This window comes from Promicromonospora iranensis (assembly GCF_028994775.1).
GTDB lineage: Bacteria > Actinomycetota > Actinomycetes > Actinomycetales > Cellulomonadaceae > Promicromonospora > Promicromonospora iranensis_A.
In genome coordinates this window covers 209,459-223,632 of the sequence record NZ_JAJQMN010000009.1, presented here as the reverse complement: position 1 = coordinate 223,632, position 14,174 = coordinate 209,459, and the positions used below count along the sequence as shown (strand labels likewise).

10 protein-coding genes are annotated in these 14,174 nt (G+C 70.9%); 4 read left to right on the top strand and 6 right to left on the bottom strand.

What is annotated here, in order from left to right:
- Positions 1–158 precede the first annotated feature (158 nt).
- Positions 159–1,376 carry an MFS transporter gene (locus LUU90_RS18285; RefSeq protein ID WP_275005110.1) on the top strand — a complete coding sequence of 406 codons (1,218 nt, stop codon included), beginning with the start codon at positions 159–161 and terminating at the stop codon, positions 1,374–1,376.
- Here the strand turns inward: LUU90_RS18285 and LUU90_RS18280 are convergent.
- Positions 1,357–1,965 (bottom strand): septum formation family protein, encoded by a 609-nt coding sequence (locus LUU90_RS18280; protein WP_275005109.1) that lies wholly within the window; start codon positions 1,963–1,965, stop codon positions 1,357–1,359. The genes LUU90_RS18285 and LUU90_RS18280 overlap by 20 nt on opposite strands.
- Positions 1,966–2,250: 285 nt before the next feature.
- Here LUU90_RS18280 and LUU90_RS18275 point away from each other — a divergent pair, with 285 nt between their 5' ends.
- The 3 genes from LUU90_RS18275 to LUU90_RS18265 all read left to right on the top strand — a co-directional run bounded on the left by LUU90_RS18275 (position 2,251) and on the right by LUU90_RS18265 (position 8,898).
- Complete coding sequence (locus LUU90_RS18275) at positions 2,251–3,549, top strand: endonuclease/exonuclease/phosphatase family protein (RefSeq protein WP_275005108.1); 1,299 nt, start codon at positions 2,251–2,253, stop codon at positions 3,547–3,549.
- A 161-nt stretch (positions 3,550–3,710) separates the two neighbouring features.
- Entirely contained in the window at positions 3,711–6,491 is a 2,781-nt protein-coding gene (locus LUU90_RS18270) for a hypothetical protein (protein WP_275005106.1), read from the top strand.
- 100 nt (positions 6,492–6,591) lie between these two features.
- A complete protein-coding gene (locus LUU90_RS18265; RefSeq protein WP_425596258.1) occupies positions 6,592–8,898 on the top strand; it encodes a S9 family peptidase in 2,307 nt (768 codons plus the stop codon).
- A gap of 3 nt (positions 8,899–8,901) precedes the next feature.
- Here LUU90_RS18265 and LUU90_RS18260 read toward each other — a convergent pair whose 3' ends face one another.
- The 5 genes from LUU90_RS18260 to LUU90_RS18240 all read right to left on the bottom strand — a co-directional run bounded on the left by LUU90_RS18260 (position 8,902) and on the right by LUU90_RS18240 (position 14,166).
- Complete coding sequence (locus LUU90_RS18260; protein WP_275005105.1) at positions 8,902–10,191, bottom strand: glycoside hydrolase family 3 N-terminal domain-containing protein; 1,290 nt, start codon at positions 10,189–10,191, stop codon at positions 8,902–8,904.
- A 56-nt stretch (positions 10,192–10,247) separates the two neighbouring features.
- The gene (locus LUU90_RS18255) at positions 10,248–11,354 is read right to left on the bottom strand and encodes a threonine aldolase family protein (RefSeq protein ID WP_275005104.1); all 1,107 of its coding nucleotides are present in this window, start codon (positions 11,352–11,354) and stop codon (positions 10,248–10,250) included.
- A gap of 82 nt (positions 11,355–11,436) precedes the next feature.
- Complete coding sequence (locus LUU90_RS18250; protein WP_275005102.1) at positions 11,437–12,207, bottom strand: ABC transporter ATP-binding protein; 771 nt, start codon at positions 12,205–12,207, stop codon at positions 11,437–11,439.
- Positions 12,204–13,190 carry an ABC transporter ATP-binding protein gene (locus tag LUU90_RS18245; RefSeq protein WP_275005100.1) on the bottom strand — a complete coding sequence of 329 codons (987 nt, stop codon included), beginning with the start codon at positions 13,188–13,190 and terminating at the stop codon, positions 12,204–12,206. Before LUU90_RS18245 ends, LUU90_RS18250 begins: the two co-directional genes overlap by 4 nt.
- Complete coding sequence (locus LUU90_RS18240) at positions 13,180–14,166, bottom strand: branched-chain amino acid ABC transporter permease (RefSeq protein ID WP_275005099.1); 987 nt, start codon at positions 14,164–14,166, stop codon at positions 13,180–13,182. The genes LUU90_RS18245 and LUU90_RS18240 overlap by 11 nt, the downstream gene beginning before the upstream one ends.
- Positions 14,167–14,174: the final 8 nt, after the last annotated feature.

The following is a 14,174-nucleotide window of genomic DNA, read 5'->3' as shown; positions in this document are numbered from 1 at the left end:
ATTACGACAATGTTGCCTAGGACACATGATCGGGGCACATCGGACGATCGAGCGCTCGTCGTAGAATCGATTCGAGACCGCGCGCACGCTGGTCACACCCGCCGGGCCCGTTCGTCGTCCGGGTGAACGCCCTGCCCGCTGACCAGCCGGAGAACCGCATGAGCCCCAGCACGCCCGTCACCGCAGCGAGCTTCGCCGCACCTCCCGTGGACCAGCGCCGGGCGATCATCGCCCTCATCGCCCTCTCGGTCAGCGCGTTCACCTTCGTCACCGCCGAGAACCTGCCGGGCGGCCTGCTCACCCTCATCGCCCCCGACCTGGGCCGGAGCACGTCCGAGATCGGGCTGCTGGTCTCGGCGTACGCCGCCGTCGTCGTGCTGACGTCGCTGCCGCTCTCGCGGCTCACCCGCCGGTTCCCGCGCCGCTACGTGCTGGCGGCGACCACCGCCGTCTGCACCGTCGGGACGCTGTGGTCCGCGGTCGCTCCCGGCTACGCGGACCTGATGGCCGCGCGCATGGTCACGGCGCTGGGGCAGGCGCTGTTCTGGTCGGTCGTCACACCGGCCGCGGCGAGCCTGTTCGCCCCGGCGATCCGCGGCAAGATGATCGCGCGGCTCGCCATCGGCAACTCGCTCGCGCCGCTGCTCGGAGTGCCGCTCGGCACGTGGGTGGGCCAGCAGACGAGCTGGCGCACGGCGTTCCTGTTCTTCTCGGTGGTGAGCCTCCTCGCGTGCCTCGCGATGGTGATCGCCATGCCGAACGTCGACGCCGAGGGGAGCGGCACGGCCCGCGGCACGCACCCCAGCATGCGCCGCTTCGTGGTGCTCATGGTGGTCACGGTGCTGCTCGTGACCGGCGGGTTCATGATGATCACGTTCGTCACCCAGTTCCTGCTGGAGACGGCGGGATTCCCCGACCGCTACCTCAGCGCACTGCTGCTGGGCCAGGGGGCAGCGGGCCTGGCGGGCACGCTGCTGATCGGCCAGGTGCTCGACAAGCGGCCCTGGCAGACGGTGCTCGTGGCGCTCAGCCTGCTCACCGGCGCGCTCGTGCTGCTGTGGAGCCTCGGGCACGTGCCGGTGCTCGCTCTGGTCGGTCTGGCCCTGTTCGGCCTCGCGTTCAGTGCGATCCCGCCGGCCCTGTCGTTCCTATCCATGCAGGTCGCCCCGGGCGCCACCGAGTCGGCCACCGCGATATCGAGCTCCGTGTTCAACATCGGGATCGGCGGCGGATCGGCGCTCGGGGCGCTGGTGGTCGCCACCGTCGGCGTCAGCACGGTGCCCCTGGTCGGGGCGGTGTTCGTGCTGGCCGCGCTGGCGGTGGTCGCGACCGACCTGCGGCTGACGGCTCGGAGCGCTACTCCGCCACGCCCTTGAGGCTGTCCGTGACCGGCTCCTCGGAGCTGACGACGCACTGCAGGGTGCGGTCGTCGAGCTGCTCCCAGGTGTCCTTGGTCGGGAAGAAGCCCGTGTAGCCGTACACGGACTCGTCGTACGAGAGACCGACGAACTTCTCGAACTCCGCGTAGCACCACTCCTCGAACGTCTTCGCGACGGCCTTCGCACCCGGGAACTTGTCGCCCTCCATGACCAGCTCGGCGTAGACCTCGCCGGTGTGCGGCTCGGCACAGGGCACCACCGGCACGGACTCGACCTCGAACTCGTCGCCCGCCGCGGAGTCGCCGTAGCCGTCGAGTGCCGCCAGGTCGATGCAGTCGCCCTCGAGGATCTCGAAGGCGTCCGCCTCGGCCGAGGCGGTGATCTCACCGCCGGGCTCGTCGCGCGGCGCCTCCCCGTCCGACATGAGCTCGTCGAGCGCCCCGCAGCCGGTGAGCATCGTGAGCGACACGGCTGCCGCGGCGGCGGCCGCCAGCAGCCGGGCCGGGCGACCGGCCGGGCGACCGGCCGGGCCCCGGCCGGGCAGACCGACGACGGCGGTGCGGGCGGAAGGGAGGGTGCGGTTCATCGGCTCTTCCTCAGAGGCGGCACGACGGCGGACGCCGACGTCGCGACCGGAGCGGCCGCCCCGGAAAACTACCGTCGCGGACACCCGCACCGGCCCCTGGGGCGCAACGATTGGATCACGACCCGCCCGGGACGTCCGTGGCCCGGGTGCCAGGCTGTTCATACGCTGTTCACCCGGCCGAACCGACGCCGCTCTACGGTGGCTGACGCGGACCACCGCACAGCACCCCCCAGGCACGGCAGCCGTGACACACCGCGGAGCACGGCGCCCGAAGAAGGAGCAGTCATGCGAGCCAGTACCCCCGTGCGCCTGACCGGCGCCGCCGCGGCAGCGGCCTTGCTGGCCGGGGCATTCGTCGCCTCGGCGGGCGCAGCATCAGCGGGCACGCCCTCGGCGGGCGCGGCACCGGCAGTCTCGGAGCGGAGCAGCGCCGGGCGCCCCGACGCCGGCCGCCGGACCCTGCGCGCCGCCACCTACAACCTCTCGCTCAACCGGGCGACGGAGGGTGAGCTCGTCGCCGACCTCTCCACGGGCGACGACGCCCAGGCGGCGACGGTGGCCGAGGTCATCCAGCACGCGAACCCCGACGTCGTGCTCCTCAACGAGTTCGACTACTCCGGCGACGCCGACCCGTACGCCGCCGCGGACCTGTTCCGCGAGAACTACCTCGAGGTTCCGCAGGGCACCGGCAAGCCGGTGGAGTACCCGTACGCGTTCGTCGCGCCGTCGAACACGGGTATCCCGAGCGGGTTCGACCTGAACAACGACGGCACCGTCGGCGGGGGCGACGACGCGCTCGGCTTCGGCCTGTTCCCGGGGCAGTACGGCATGGTCGTGCTGTCGAAGTACCCCATCCAGCACGACCGCGTGCGCACGTTCCAGAACTTCAGGTGGCAGGACATGCCGGGTGCGCTCCTGCCGGACGACCCCGCCACCGCCGCCCCTGCCGACTGGTACTCGGCCGAAGAGCTGGCGGTCCTGCCGCTGTCGAGCAAGTCGCACTGGGACGTCCCGGTGCGCGTCGGCCACCGGACGGTGCACGTGCTGGCGGCGCACCCGACCCCGCCGTCGTTCGACGGCGCCGAGGACCGCAACGGCCTGCGTAACCACGACGAGATCCGGTTCTGGGCCGACTACGTGCGCGGCGGCCGTGCCGCCCGCTACCAGTACGACGACGAGGGTCGCCGCGGCGGGCTGCGTCCTGGCTCGTCCTTCGTGATCGTGGGCGACTACAACGCCGACCCCCTCGACGGCGACTCCGTGGGCGCGGCGATCGACCAGCTGCTGCGCCACCCGAGGATCACCGACCCGCTGCCGACGTCGGCGGGCGGGTTCGAGGCCTCGGCCCTGCAGGGCGGCGCGAACCTGGACCACCGGGGCGCCCCGGCGCTCGACACCGCCGACTTCGCCGACACGACGCCGGGCAACCTGCGCGTGGACTACGTGCTGCCCTCGCGTGACCTGCGGGTCCGGGACGCCGGTGTCTTCTGGCCGGTCGCCGCCGACCCGCTGTCCCGGCTCACGGGCGTGTACCCGTTCCCGAGCAGCGACCACCGCCTCACCTGGGTGGACCTCAAGCGGTAGCTCCCAGATTCGATCAACATCGATCACATTATTGACCGTTCCGTGCGGTGCCCCGTATTTTCGAGGCCGGAGAGCACCCCTGGTCCGCACCATCCGGTCATAAGTGATCACGTCCGATCATCGCTCTCCTCGGACCTGTCAATGACGACGGAGAGTTCCTCATGCCACGTACCCACCGCAGCACGGCCGCGGGAGCAGCGACGGTCGCCGTCCTCGCCCTCACGGTCGGCGGCCTCATGACACCCCCGGCGGGTGCGGCACCGGATACCCGGTCCGCGCCCGCCGCGCCCACCGCGGTCTCGGCCGACCCGCCCCTTCCAGAGCTCCGCCTCGACGACCCGTCGATCCCCTGGAAGGAGCTCGTGGTCGACGGCGACGACGTCGAGCGCCGCGCCGACGGCCGCCCCTACAACACGTTCGGCGGCTTCGGCTCGGTCTCGTGCAACAACACGTCGAAGCTGCTCCTCGACTACAAGGAGGAGAACCCGGACGCCTACTGGACGATCATGCGGATGCTGTTCGACACCGAGACCGGAGCGGGCCTGAAGCACATCAAGGTCGAGCTCGGGGCGGACAGCAACAGCTCGTCGGGTGCGGAGCCCGCCACGAAGCGCAGCGCCGACGAGCCCGCGAACGTGCTGCGCGGCGCCGGCTTCCACTTCATCGCGGACGCCCTGTCGATCAACCCCGACATCGAGATCGAGGCGCTCCGCTGGGGCGAGCCGTCCTGGACGGGCAACGATCCCGCGAAGCGGTACCAGTGGTACAAGGAGACCATCGACGCCGCCTACGACACGTTCGGCGTCGAGTTCGACTGGATGAGCCCGTCCCAGAACGAGGTGCGCGGCGCGACCTACCAGGCCTCCGAGCTGGCGTGGACGGTCCAGTTCGCGCAGTGGCTCGAGCGTGACGCCGCGGCACCGGACGCGCGCTACGACTACTCGAAGGTCAAGATCGTCGCCCTGGACTCCTACCGGGAGGGCGACGCGATCGCGGGCCGGATCCTCGCCGACCCGGCCGCGCTCGAGCAGGTGGACGCCCTCGGCTACCACTACGACATCGTGGGCGGCCCGAACGTCACGCGGCTCAACAAGGAGTTCGGCAAGGAGATCCTGTACTCCGAGGGCGTCGCACCGATGATCGACCCGCAGTACCGGCTCGCGGCCGATCCGAGCCGCGGCGGCGTCGGCGGGACCATCGGGGCCGCCGACATCGCGGACCGGTTCATCAACGCCTATCGCTGGAGCGGCGCGGGCAGCGACCCGGCGCACATGACGACCTTCCTGTTCCAGCCCGCTGTCAGCGCCATGTACGAGGGCACGCAGTACTCCCCCAAGCACCTGGTCCGCGCCTCCGACCCGTGGTCCGGCTACTGGGAGGGCGACGTGGGCCTCGTGGCCGTGCGTCACTTCCACCAGTTCGTCGAGCACGGCTGGGAGTACGTCGAGGGTGCCACCGGCGGTGACGGCACCAAGGGCGACGGCGGCACGAACGTCGACACCTCGACGCGCACCGTCCTCACGGCCCGCACACCCGCGAGCGCCGACGGCGACGCCGAGTGGTCGCAGGTGCACGCCAACAACACCCGTACGGAGCGGTACTTCGAGGTCAAGGTGGCCGACCTGGGCGCGGCCGGGCGCCCGCTCTACACGTGGGAGACGCGCGGCCCGGACGCCGGCCAGGCGTACGACGCAAACTACTTCCAGAAGGCCGGCTACTACGAGCCGGTCCGCACGGAGTCGATCGGCGGCGTCGAGCACGATGTGTACCGCGTGAAGGTGCCCGCCTACTCGATCGTCACGCTGTCGACGCTCGAGGACGGGGTGCACGGCGACACGGCGGAGTACACGCCGGGCGACTTCGCGCCCGACACCCGGGACACGATCCTCGAGCTGCCCTACCGGGACAACTTCGAGTACGACGACTACCCCGTGACGACCGTCGGCGGGCGGGAGATGACGTACCTGGAGCGCCGGGGTGGCACGCCGCGGTACACAGCGGACCAGGACGGCGCGTTCGAGGTGGTCCGGACCGGCGACCGCAGGCACCGCAACGTGCTGCAGCAGCAGATCCACGGCGAGAACCGGGGCTTCGTCTGGAACACGTGGGGCAACGGCCGGCAGGACGTGCTCCAGACGGCGGCACCGTCCACGGTGCTGGGTGACCACCGCTGGGCCAGCTACACCGCGACCGTGGACTTCCGGCTGGACGGCGTGGACCGGGACGCCTCGCTCGAGAACTTCGCCGGGCTGGGCGTGCGCCAGACGTACGCCCGCGGCGGGGACCAGGCCACGTATGCCGTCCGCGTGCACGAGGACGGGCGATGGCAGCTGCGCAAGCTCGACAGGGTGATCGCCTCCGGCACGGTGGCGGGGTTCGACGGCGGCGCGTGGCACACTCTCGCGGTCGAGGCACGGGAGAACGTGGTCACGGCGACGCTGGACGGCGGGCAGCTCGTGCGGCACGTCGACTCGTCGGCCAACCCCGTGCTCGCCGGGCGGATCGCGCTGACGAGCGGGTTCTACAACACCCAGTACGACAACCTCGCGGTGACCCCGATCAAGGGTCACGCCTGGGCGTCCGAGAAGATCGACGACTCCGACGCGCGCCTGGCCTACCCGGACGGGTTCACGTTCACCCAGGCCGGGTTCGCCCACTTCAACCGGACCCAGCACGTGCTGCGTGCCGGCCAGTCCGTGACCATCCCCTTCACCGGTACCGGGCTGAACCTCTTCGGCGCGACCGGTGCGGCGACGCTCGAGGTGACGGTCGACGGCGGCACACCGCGCACGGTCCAGGTGGGCACGGTGGGCACGCGCGAGACGTCGTACTGGCTCCGTGACCTGAAGCAGCGGCGGCACACCGTGTCCGTCCGGGTGGTCGACGGGACGTACACGCTCGACGGCGTCGACGCGCTGACGGGCGGCACCACGCGGCCCTGACCCGCACCCCACGCACGTGCCGGACGCGCAGGCCACTCCCGTGGCCTGCGCGTCCGGTACTTCCGTGAAGTTCTGACACGGACGCGGATACGCTTACGCGGTGCCTGACGCCCTGACTCCCCCAGAGACCGCCCCCTCTACCGCAGAGTCCCCCCGGACGGCGCGTCGCCCGAGCGAGCGCACCTTCCACGGCGACACCTTCACCGATGACTACGAGTGGCTGCGCCGCAAGGACGACCCGGAGGTCGTCGCGCACCTGGAGGCGCAGAACGCCTGGACGCTGGCCCAGCAGGAGCACCTGGCGCCGTTGCGGCAGACCCTGTTCGACGAGATCAAGGGCCGCACCCTCGAGACCGACCTCTCCGTCCCGTCGCGCGACGGCGACTGGTGGTACTACGCCCGCACGGTCGAGGGTCAGCAGTACCCGATCCACGCGCGCTACCGCGCGACCGGGCCGGACGACTGGTCGCCCCGCGTGCTCGAGCCCGGCGAGCCGGTCCCCGGCGAGCAGCTGCTGCTCGACCAGAACGTCCAGGCCGAGGGCCACGACTTCTTCGCACTGGGCTCGCTCGACGTGTCCGACGACGGCGCCCGCCTGCTCTATGCCACCGACACCGCGGGCGACGAGCGGTACACACTGCGTGTCCGCGATCTCGCCACGGGCCAGGACCTGCCGGACGAGGTGCGGGACACCGCCCCGGGCGCCCTGTTCGCGCCCGACGGTGAGCACATCTTCTACCTCACCGTCGACGAGGCCTGGCGCCCGTGGCGGGTCTGGCGGCACCGGCTCGGCACCCCGGCGTCCGACGACGTGATCGTGTTCGAGGAGCCGGACGAGCGCTACTGGGTGGGCGTCGGGCTGTCCCGGTCCAAGAAGTACCTGCAGATCGAGCTCGGCTCCAAGGTGACCAGCGAGTCCTGGCTGCTGGAGTCGGACGACCCGACCGGTGAGTTCCGGGTCGTGTGGCCCCGCCGCGAGGGGGTCGAGTACACCGTGGAGCATGCGGTGCTGCCGACGGCTCTGGTCGAGCCCCCTTCGCTGGCCGAGCCGCCCACACTGGTCGACCCGCCCTCGCCGCCCGCCGACGGCACCCGTGACGTCCTCCTGATCTTGCACAACAAGGACGCGCTGAACTTCGAGCTGGTCAGCTCCCCCGTCCCTGCGCCCGGTGACACGGTGACCCCGGAGGCGGCGACCGTCGTCGTGCCGCACGCTCCGGACGTGCGGCTGGAGGGTGTGAGCGCGAGCGAGCGGTACCTGGTGCTCTACTACCGCCGCGAGGCGATCTCACGTTCGGCCGTCCTCCAGCTGGAGACCGGTTCCGGCGCGGCAGGTCAACGAGGGGCCTGGGACTTCCAGGAGATCTCGTTCGGCCAGCCGCTGGAGTCGGTCGGCGCGGGCGTCGGCGTCTGGGAGCAGCCCAACCTCAAGGTCGGCTACACCTCCTTCGTGACGCCGCAGTCGCTCTACCTGTACGACGTCGCCTCGGGCGAGCGCACCCTGCTCAAGCAGCAGCCGGTGCTCGGCGGCTACGACGCCGGCGACTACGACCAGCGCCGCGAGTGGGCGGTGGCCGAGGACGGGACGCACATCCCGATCTCCCTGGTCTGGCGCAAGGACAAGGTCCGGTTCGGGGTCTCGCCGGGCTCGACCACCGGGGCGGACTCGACCGGCGACACGCCCGCCGAGCCCGCGCCCCTCCTCCTGTACGGGTACGGCGCGTACGAGTCCTCGATCGACCCGTACTTCTCGGTGCCCCGCCTGAGCCTGCTGGACCGCGGCGTCGTCTTCGCGATCGCCCACGTACGAGGCGGCGGCGAGATGGGCCGCGCCTGGTACGACGACGGCAAGCTGGCCGCCAAGCGCAACACGTTCACCGACTTCGTGGCCTGTGGCCGGCACCTCGTCGACACCGGCTGGACGTCGTCCGACCGCATGGTGGCCGACGGCGGCAGCGCCGGCGGGCTGCTCGTCGGAGCCGCCACCAACCTGGCACCCGAGCTGTTCGCCGGCGTGCTCGCGGGCGTGCCGTTCGTGGACGCGCTGACGTCGATGCTGGACCCGACGCTCCCCCTGACCGTCACCGAGTGGGACGAGTGGGGCGACCCCCTGCACGACCCCGAGGTGTACGCGTACATGCGCTCGTACACGCCGTACGAGAACGTGGCCGACGACGCCTCGCACTACCCCCGGATCCTGGCTACCACCAGCTTCAACGACACCCGCGTGCTGTACGTGGAGCCGGCGAAGTGGGTGGCCCGGCTGCAGGCCGCGGGCGCGCCGGCGATGCTGAAGATCGAGATGTCGGCAGGGCACGGCGGCGTCTCGGGGCGCTACTCCGCGTGGGAGCAGATCGCGTTCGAGCACGCGTGGGTGCTGGACGTGCTGGGTCTTGCCGACCGCTGACCGTCAGAGGTCGGCCTTCGCCGCGACGACCCGGGCCGCCGCCGCGTCCACCTTCGCGGCGAAGTCCGGGTCGTCGCGCGCGGTCCGGACCAGCGCGTCAACCATGGCCGGTGCGACGGACGGCCTCGCGGAGGCGAGCACGATGTCCACCCCGGCATCCACGGCGCGGACCGCGCGTGTGCCCGCGGGCACGCTCTGGACCTGCACCGCCGCGGACAGGTCGTCGGAGATGATGGCGCCGTCGAACCCGAGCTCGCGCACCAGGCCCACGACGGCGGGGCTGAACACGGCGGGCGAGTCCGGGTCGATCCTGGTGTAGATCGCCGACGACATCATGACCAGCCCGGAGCCCTCCTCGATCCCGGCGTCGAAGACGTCGACCGACGGGTCGTCCGGACCGGTGACCGTGTCGGTCACCCCTGCCGCGTCGTCGGTGTTGCCGGTGACGCGGCCCAGGCCCGGGAAGTGCTTGATCGACGTCTGCACGCCCGCGTCGTGCTGCCCCGCCGCGAACGCGTTGCCGTGCGTGATGACGGACTCCGCGGTGTACCCGTAGTTGCGCCCGAAGACGCCGACCGGTGCGTTCGACGACGCGCCGGCCTGCGGCACGAGGTCGAGCACCGGTGCCAGGTTGAGGTTCACGCCCGCGGCGGCGAGCTCGGCACCCCAGGTCCGGGACCGCTCCCGCAGGTCGGGTGCGGTCAGCTCGGCCTGGTCGAGCGCGCTCGGGATGTCGCTGAAGCCGCGACCGCGCAGCACCTGCACCGCACCACCCTCCTGGTCGGTCGCGACGAAGAGCGGCTCCCGTTCCTGCGCGGCGGCGCCGACGGCGGCATCCACCAGGTTCTTCACCGGCTGTCGGCCCGCCGTGGTGCGGCCGTGCAGGAACACGCCACCGATCTTCTGGTCCCGGAGCATGTCGAACGTCGGCTGGAACGGGCCGGCGACCGGCAGACCCACCATGACGATCTGGCCGACCTTCTCCTCCAGGGTCCAGCCGTCCACCAGCGACAGGTCGGGCTCGCCCGCCGTCGGCACGGGTGTGGGCCCGGGTGTCCGCGGCGACGGCGAGGCGCCTGCGGTGGGCGTCCCCGGAGACGGCTCGCCCGGGCCGGACGGCGTGCCGCTCGGCGACGGGGTGCCGGGCGACACGCTCGGCTGCGCGTTCGACCGGGCAGGTCCGGGCAGTGCCGTCGGGTCAGGCTCCGCCGTCGGGCCGGAACAACCGGTGGCCAGGGTCGCCACCGTGAGAACCGCCGCGGCGACGAGGCCGAGCGGACGAAAACGGGTCATGGGCCTCAGTCTCACCCCTTCGGGCTGCCGCGTGCACCATGACCCGGCCCGGTCTGTCAGACGGCGTCGCCGAGTGCTCGTACGAACCCGTCGACGTCCGCCGCCGTCGTGTCCCATGCGCACATCCACCGCACCTCGACGCGGTCCGCCGTCTCGCCCGGCGCCCAGTCGTAGAACCGCGCGTGCGCGCGCAGCCGGTCCGCCGCCACCCGGGGCAGGGTCGCGAACACGACGTTGGCGTCCGTGGGGCAGGTGATGCGAACGGCGCCGGTCAGCCCTGCCGCCTCGATACCCGCGCGCAGACGCGCGGCCATCCTGTTGGAGTGCGCGGCGTTGCGCAGCCAGAGCGGCGAGCCCTCCCCCGTGCCCGACGTCGGCGCGCCGGGCTCGCCGAGCAGCGCCAGGAGCTGCGCGGAGACGAACCGGGTCTTCGAGGCGAGCTGCATGGTCGCCTTGCGCAGGTACGGCACCGCCTCGACGAGATCTGCCGCCGGGCCCGGTGCGCCGTGCCCGCCGTCGGCCAGCACCACGACCGCCTCGCCGAGCATGCCGCCGTTCTTCGCCGCGCCGAAGGACAGGATGTCGACACCGACGTCGGTCGTGATCTCCCGCAGCCCGACGCCGAGGGTGGCCGCCGCGTTCGCCAGCCGCGAGCCGTCGAGGTGCACCAGCAGACCTGCCGCGTGGGCGGTGTCGGCGAGGAGCTTCAGGTCGGCGGTCGAGTAGACGGTGCCGAGCTCGGTGACCTGGGTGAGGCTGAGGACCGCCGGCTGCGCACGCTGCACGTTGCCGAGGTCGCCGGCGTAGCGGTCCACGGCGTCGGGCCCGATGCGGCCCTCCACGCTCGGTGCGGCGAGGACCTTGAGGCTGCCGACCCGTTCCGGGGCGCCGTTCTCGTCCGTGTTGATGTGCGCGACGTCGCTCGCGATCACGCCGCCCCAGCGCGGCGAGGCGGCCATGAGGCTGATGACGTTCGCTCCTGTGCCGTTCAGGACGGGAAAGATGCGGGCGCGTTCGCCGAACACCTCGGTGGCCCGGCCCTGGAGGCGGGCGGTCACGGGATCGTCGCCGTACGAGACGGCGGCACCGTCGTTCGCCGTGACGATCGCGGCCATGACCTCGGGGTGGACGGGGGCGTAGTTGTCGGAGGCGAAGTGCTGCACGCCGCCATTCTCTCCCGCCCACCGCCGGGGTAGTCCGCTGGCGAGGTGGTCTTCGCCGGCGGACTACCCGGCACGGATGCTGTCAGGAGGCCTTGTCGACGTCCTCGGCCAGCGTGCCCAGGTACAGCGAGATCACCTTGGGGTCGGCCTGGAGCTCCCGGCCGGTCCCGGTGTGCGCGTCCCTGCCCTGGTCGAGCACGTAGCCGCGGTCGCAGATCTGCAGGCAGCGCCGCGCGTTCTGCTCCACCATGACCACGGACACGCCCGCCTTGTTGATCATCCGGGTGCGCAGGAACGTCTCGTCCTGACGCACCGGCGACAGACCGGCCGACGGCTCGTCGAGCAGCAGCACCGACGGGTTCATCATGAGCGCACGGGCCATGGCGACCATCTGACGCTCACCACCCGACATGGCGCCCGCGCGCTGCGAACGCCGCTCACCCAGCGTGGGGAAGAGGTCGGTGATGAACTCGAACCGCTCGTTGAACGACTTCGGGCGCAGGAAGACGCCCATCCGCATGTTCTCCTCGACGGTGAGCGAGGGGAACACGTTGTTGTTCTGCGGGACGAAGCCGACACCGCGTGCCACCAGGGTGTTCGCTCTCATGCCGGTGATGTCGTCGCCCGCGAGCGTGACCTTGCCCGAGTGGATCTTCACCAGCCCGAAGAGCGCCTTGAGCAGCGTGGACTTACCGGCCCCGTTCGGTCCGATGATGCCCACGAGCTCGCCCTTGGCCACCTCGATGCTGCAGCCCTGAAGGATGTTGACGCCGGGGATGTAGCCCGCCACCAGGTTGTCGGCATGCAGGAGCCGTTCCGGGGTCCTCGCTTCGGCCGTGGTCGCCTCGCTCATCGCTTCTCCTCCTCGGCCTCGAGCCGGGCCAGCACTGCGGGATCGAGCAGTGCGTCGTCCCCGAGGTCGGTGTCGTGGTGGGCGCCGAGGTAGGCGTCCACGACCGCCTGGTCCTGCATCACGCTGTGCGGCGGGCCTTCGGCCACGATGCGGCCCTCCGCCATGACGACCACCCAGTCCGAGATGTGGCGGACCGCATGCATGTCGTGCTCGACGAACAGGACCGTCATGCCGTCGTCACGGAGCGCCTGGACGTGGCCCAGCAAGGACTGCACCAGCGCTGGGTTCACACCGGCCATCGGCTCGTCGAGCATGATCATCGTCGGGTTGGTCATGAGCGCGCGAGCCATCTCGAGCAGCTTGCGCTGGCCACCTGAGAGCGATCCGGCGAAGTCGTCCTTCTTCGCATGGAGGTTGAACCGCTCCAGGATTCCCAGCGCCTTCTCCGTGTTCCGCTTCTCGACACCGGACCACAGCGGCCGGATCAGGGCGCCGAACAGGTTCTCACCCGGGTTGTCCGGCGCGGCGAGCAGCATGTTCTGCAGCACGGTCAGGCGGGACAGCGCCTTGGTGAGCTGGAACGTCCGGACCATGCCGCTACGGGCCAGCTTCGCCGCGCTGGTGCGGGTGATCGCCCGCCCCTCGAACTCCCAGGTGCCCTGGTTGGGCTTGTCGAAACCCGTCAGCAGGTTGAAGAACGTCGTCTTCCCGGCCCCGTTCGGGCCGATCAGCGCGGTGATCGCACCGCGCTGCACCTCCAGGTGCTCCACGTCGACCGCGGTCATGCCGCCGAACCGGCGCTGCACACCGGTTGCCGTCAGGATCGGGTCCGGCTTCGCGATGCCGACCTTCGGATCGACACCGCTCAGCGTCTCGGCGATCCTCTTGGCGGCCTCGCTGCGTGTGGTCTCCGCCGCGGCCGCGGCGACAGCCTCCTCGAGGTCCGCCGGCTCGTTCTGGTTCTCAGTCTTCTCAACGGACATCGAAGGCGAGCTCCTTCTTGTTTCCCAGGATGCCTTGCGGCCGGAAGATCACGATGCACATGAGCGCCACGCCTACCAGGAGGCCCGCGAGGTACTCCACGTTCTGCGTGGGCATGACGTCGGCGAGACCCGAACGCATTCCGGTGCGGACCAGCATGTAGACGAAGAAGAACAGCATCGAGCCGAGCACCGGGCCCCACAGTGTGGCCGCTCCGCCGAGCAGCATGACGGTCCAGACGAAGAACGTCAGGGTGCGCCCCATGTTGTCCGGCGAGACCGATATGGGAAGCACGAACAACATTCCCGCCAACGATCCGGCCATGCCGCCGAGGATCAGTGCCTGCATCTTGTAGGAGAAGACGTTCTTGCCGAGGGCTCGCACGGCGTCCTCGTCCTCCCGGATGCCCTTCAGGACGCGGCCCCACGGACTGCGCGTGATGAGCCAGACCAGCAGCACCGCGACCAGGACCAGGCCCCACGCGAAGATGCGGGTCCACCATGAGTCAGACCCGTTGTGGATGTACTCGAACGGCCCGATCGCCGTGCGTCCGTCGGGCAGCGGGGACAACGCCTGGAACGTCGTCTTGTAGGCGGTACCGGCCAACCCGGAGGCACCACCCGTGTACTCGGCCCAGAGAGTGGACCGTCCGGCGAACCGGATGATCTCCGCTGCGGAGATCGTGACGATCGCGAGGTAGTCGCCGCGGAGCTTCAGCGTGGGTATGCCCAGAATCAGCCCGAGCAGCGCACCCGCCGCCGCCGCGATGAGGAACGCGAGCCAGAAGGGCGCTCCCTCGATCGTCGCGATCGCGAATCCGTACGCGCCCATGAGCATGAAGCCGGCCTGGCCGATGTTGAGCAGCCCGGTGTAGCCGAAGTGCAGGTTGAGACCGATCGCCGCGAGGGCGTATGCGGCGGTAGCCGGCGCGATGAGCTGGCCGAGCGCCTGGATGAGGATACGACTCAGTTCGTCCATGACGATTC

Coding starts and splice junctions, on each gene's coding strand:
- LUU90_RS18260 (WP_275005105.1), bottom strand. CDS start 10,191: ATGACCCGTTTTCGTCCGCTCGGCCTCGTCGCCGCGGCGGTTCTCACG.
- LUU90_RS18250 (WP_275005102.1), bottom strand. CDS start 12,207: ATGAGCGAGGCGACCACGGCCGAAGCGAGGACCCCGGAACGGCTCCTG.
- LUU90_RS18285 (WP_275005110.1), top strand. CDS start 159: ATGAGCCCCAGCACGCCCGTCACCGCAGCGAGCTTCGCCGCACCTCCC.
- LUU90_RS18280 (WP_275005109.1), bottom strand. CDS start 1,965: ATGAACCGCACCCTCCCTTCCGCCCGCACCGCCGTCGTCGGTCTGCCC.
- LUU90_RS18245 (WP_275005100.1), bottom strand. CDS start 13,190: ATGTCCGTTGAGAAGACTGAGAACCAGAACGAGCCGGCGGACCTCGAG.
- LUU90_RS18275 (WP_275005108.1), top strand. CDS start 2,251: ATGCGAGCCAGTACCCCCGTGCGCCTGACCGGCGCCGCCGCGGCAGCG.
- LUU90_RS18270 (WP_275005106.1), top strand. CDS start 3,711: ATGCCACGTACCCACCGCAGCACGGCCGCGGGAGCAGCGACGGTCGCC.
- LUU90_RS18240 (WP_275005099.1), bottom strand. CDS start 14,166: ATGGACGAACTGAGTCGTATCCTCATCCAGGCGCTCGGCCAGCTCATC.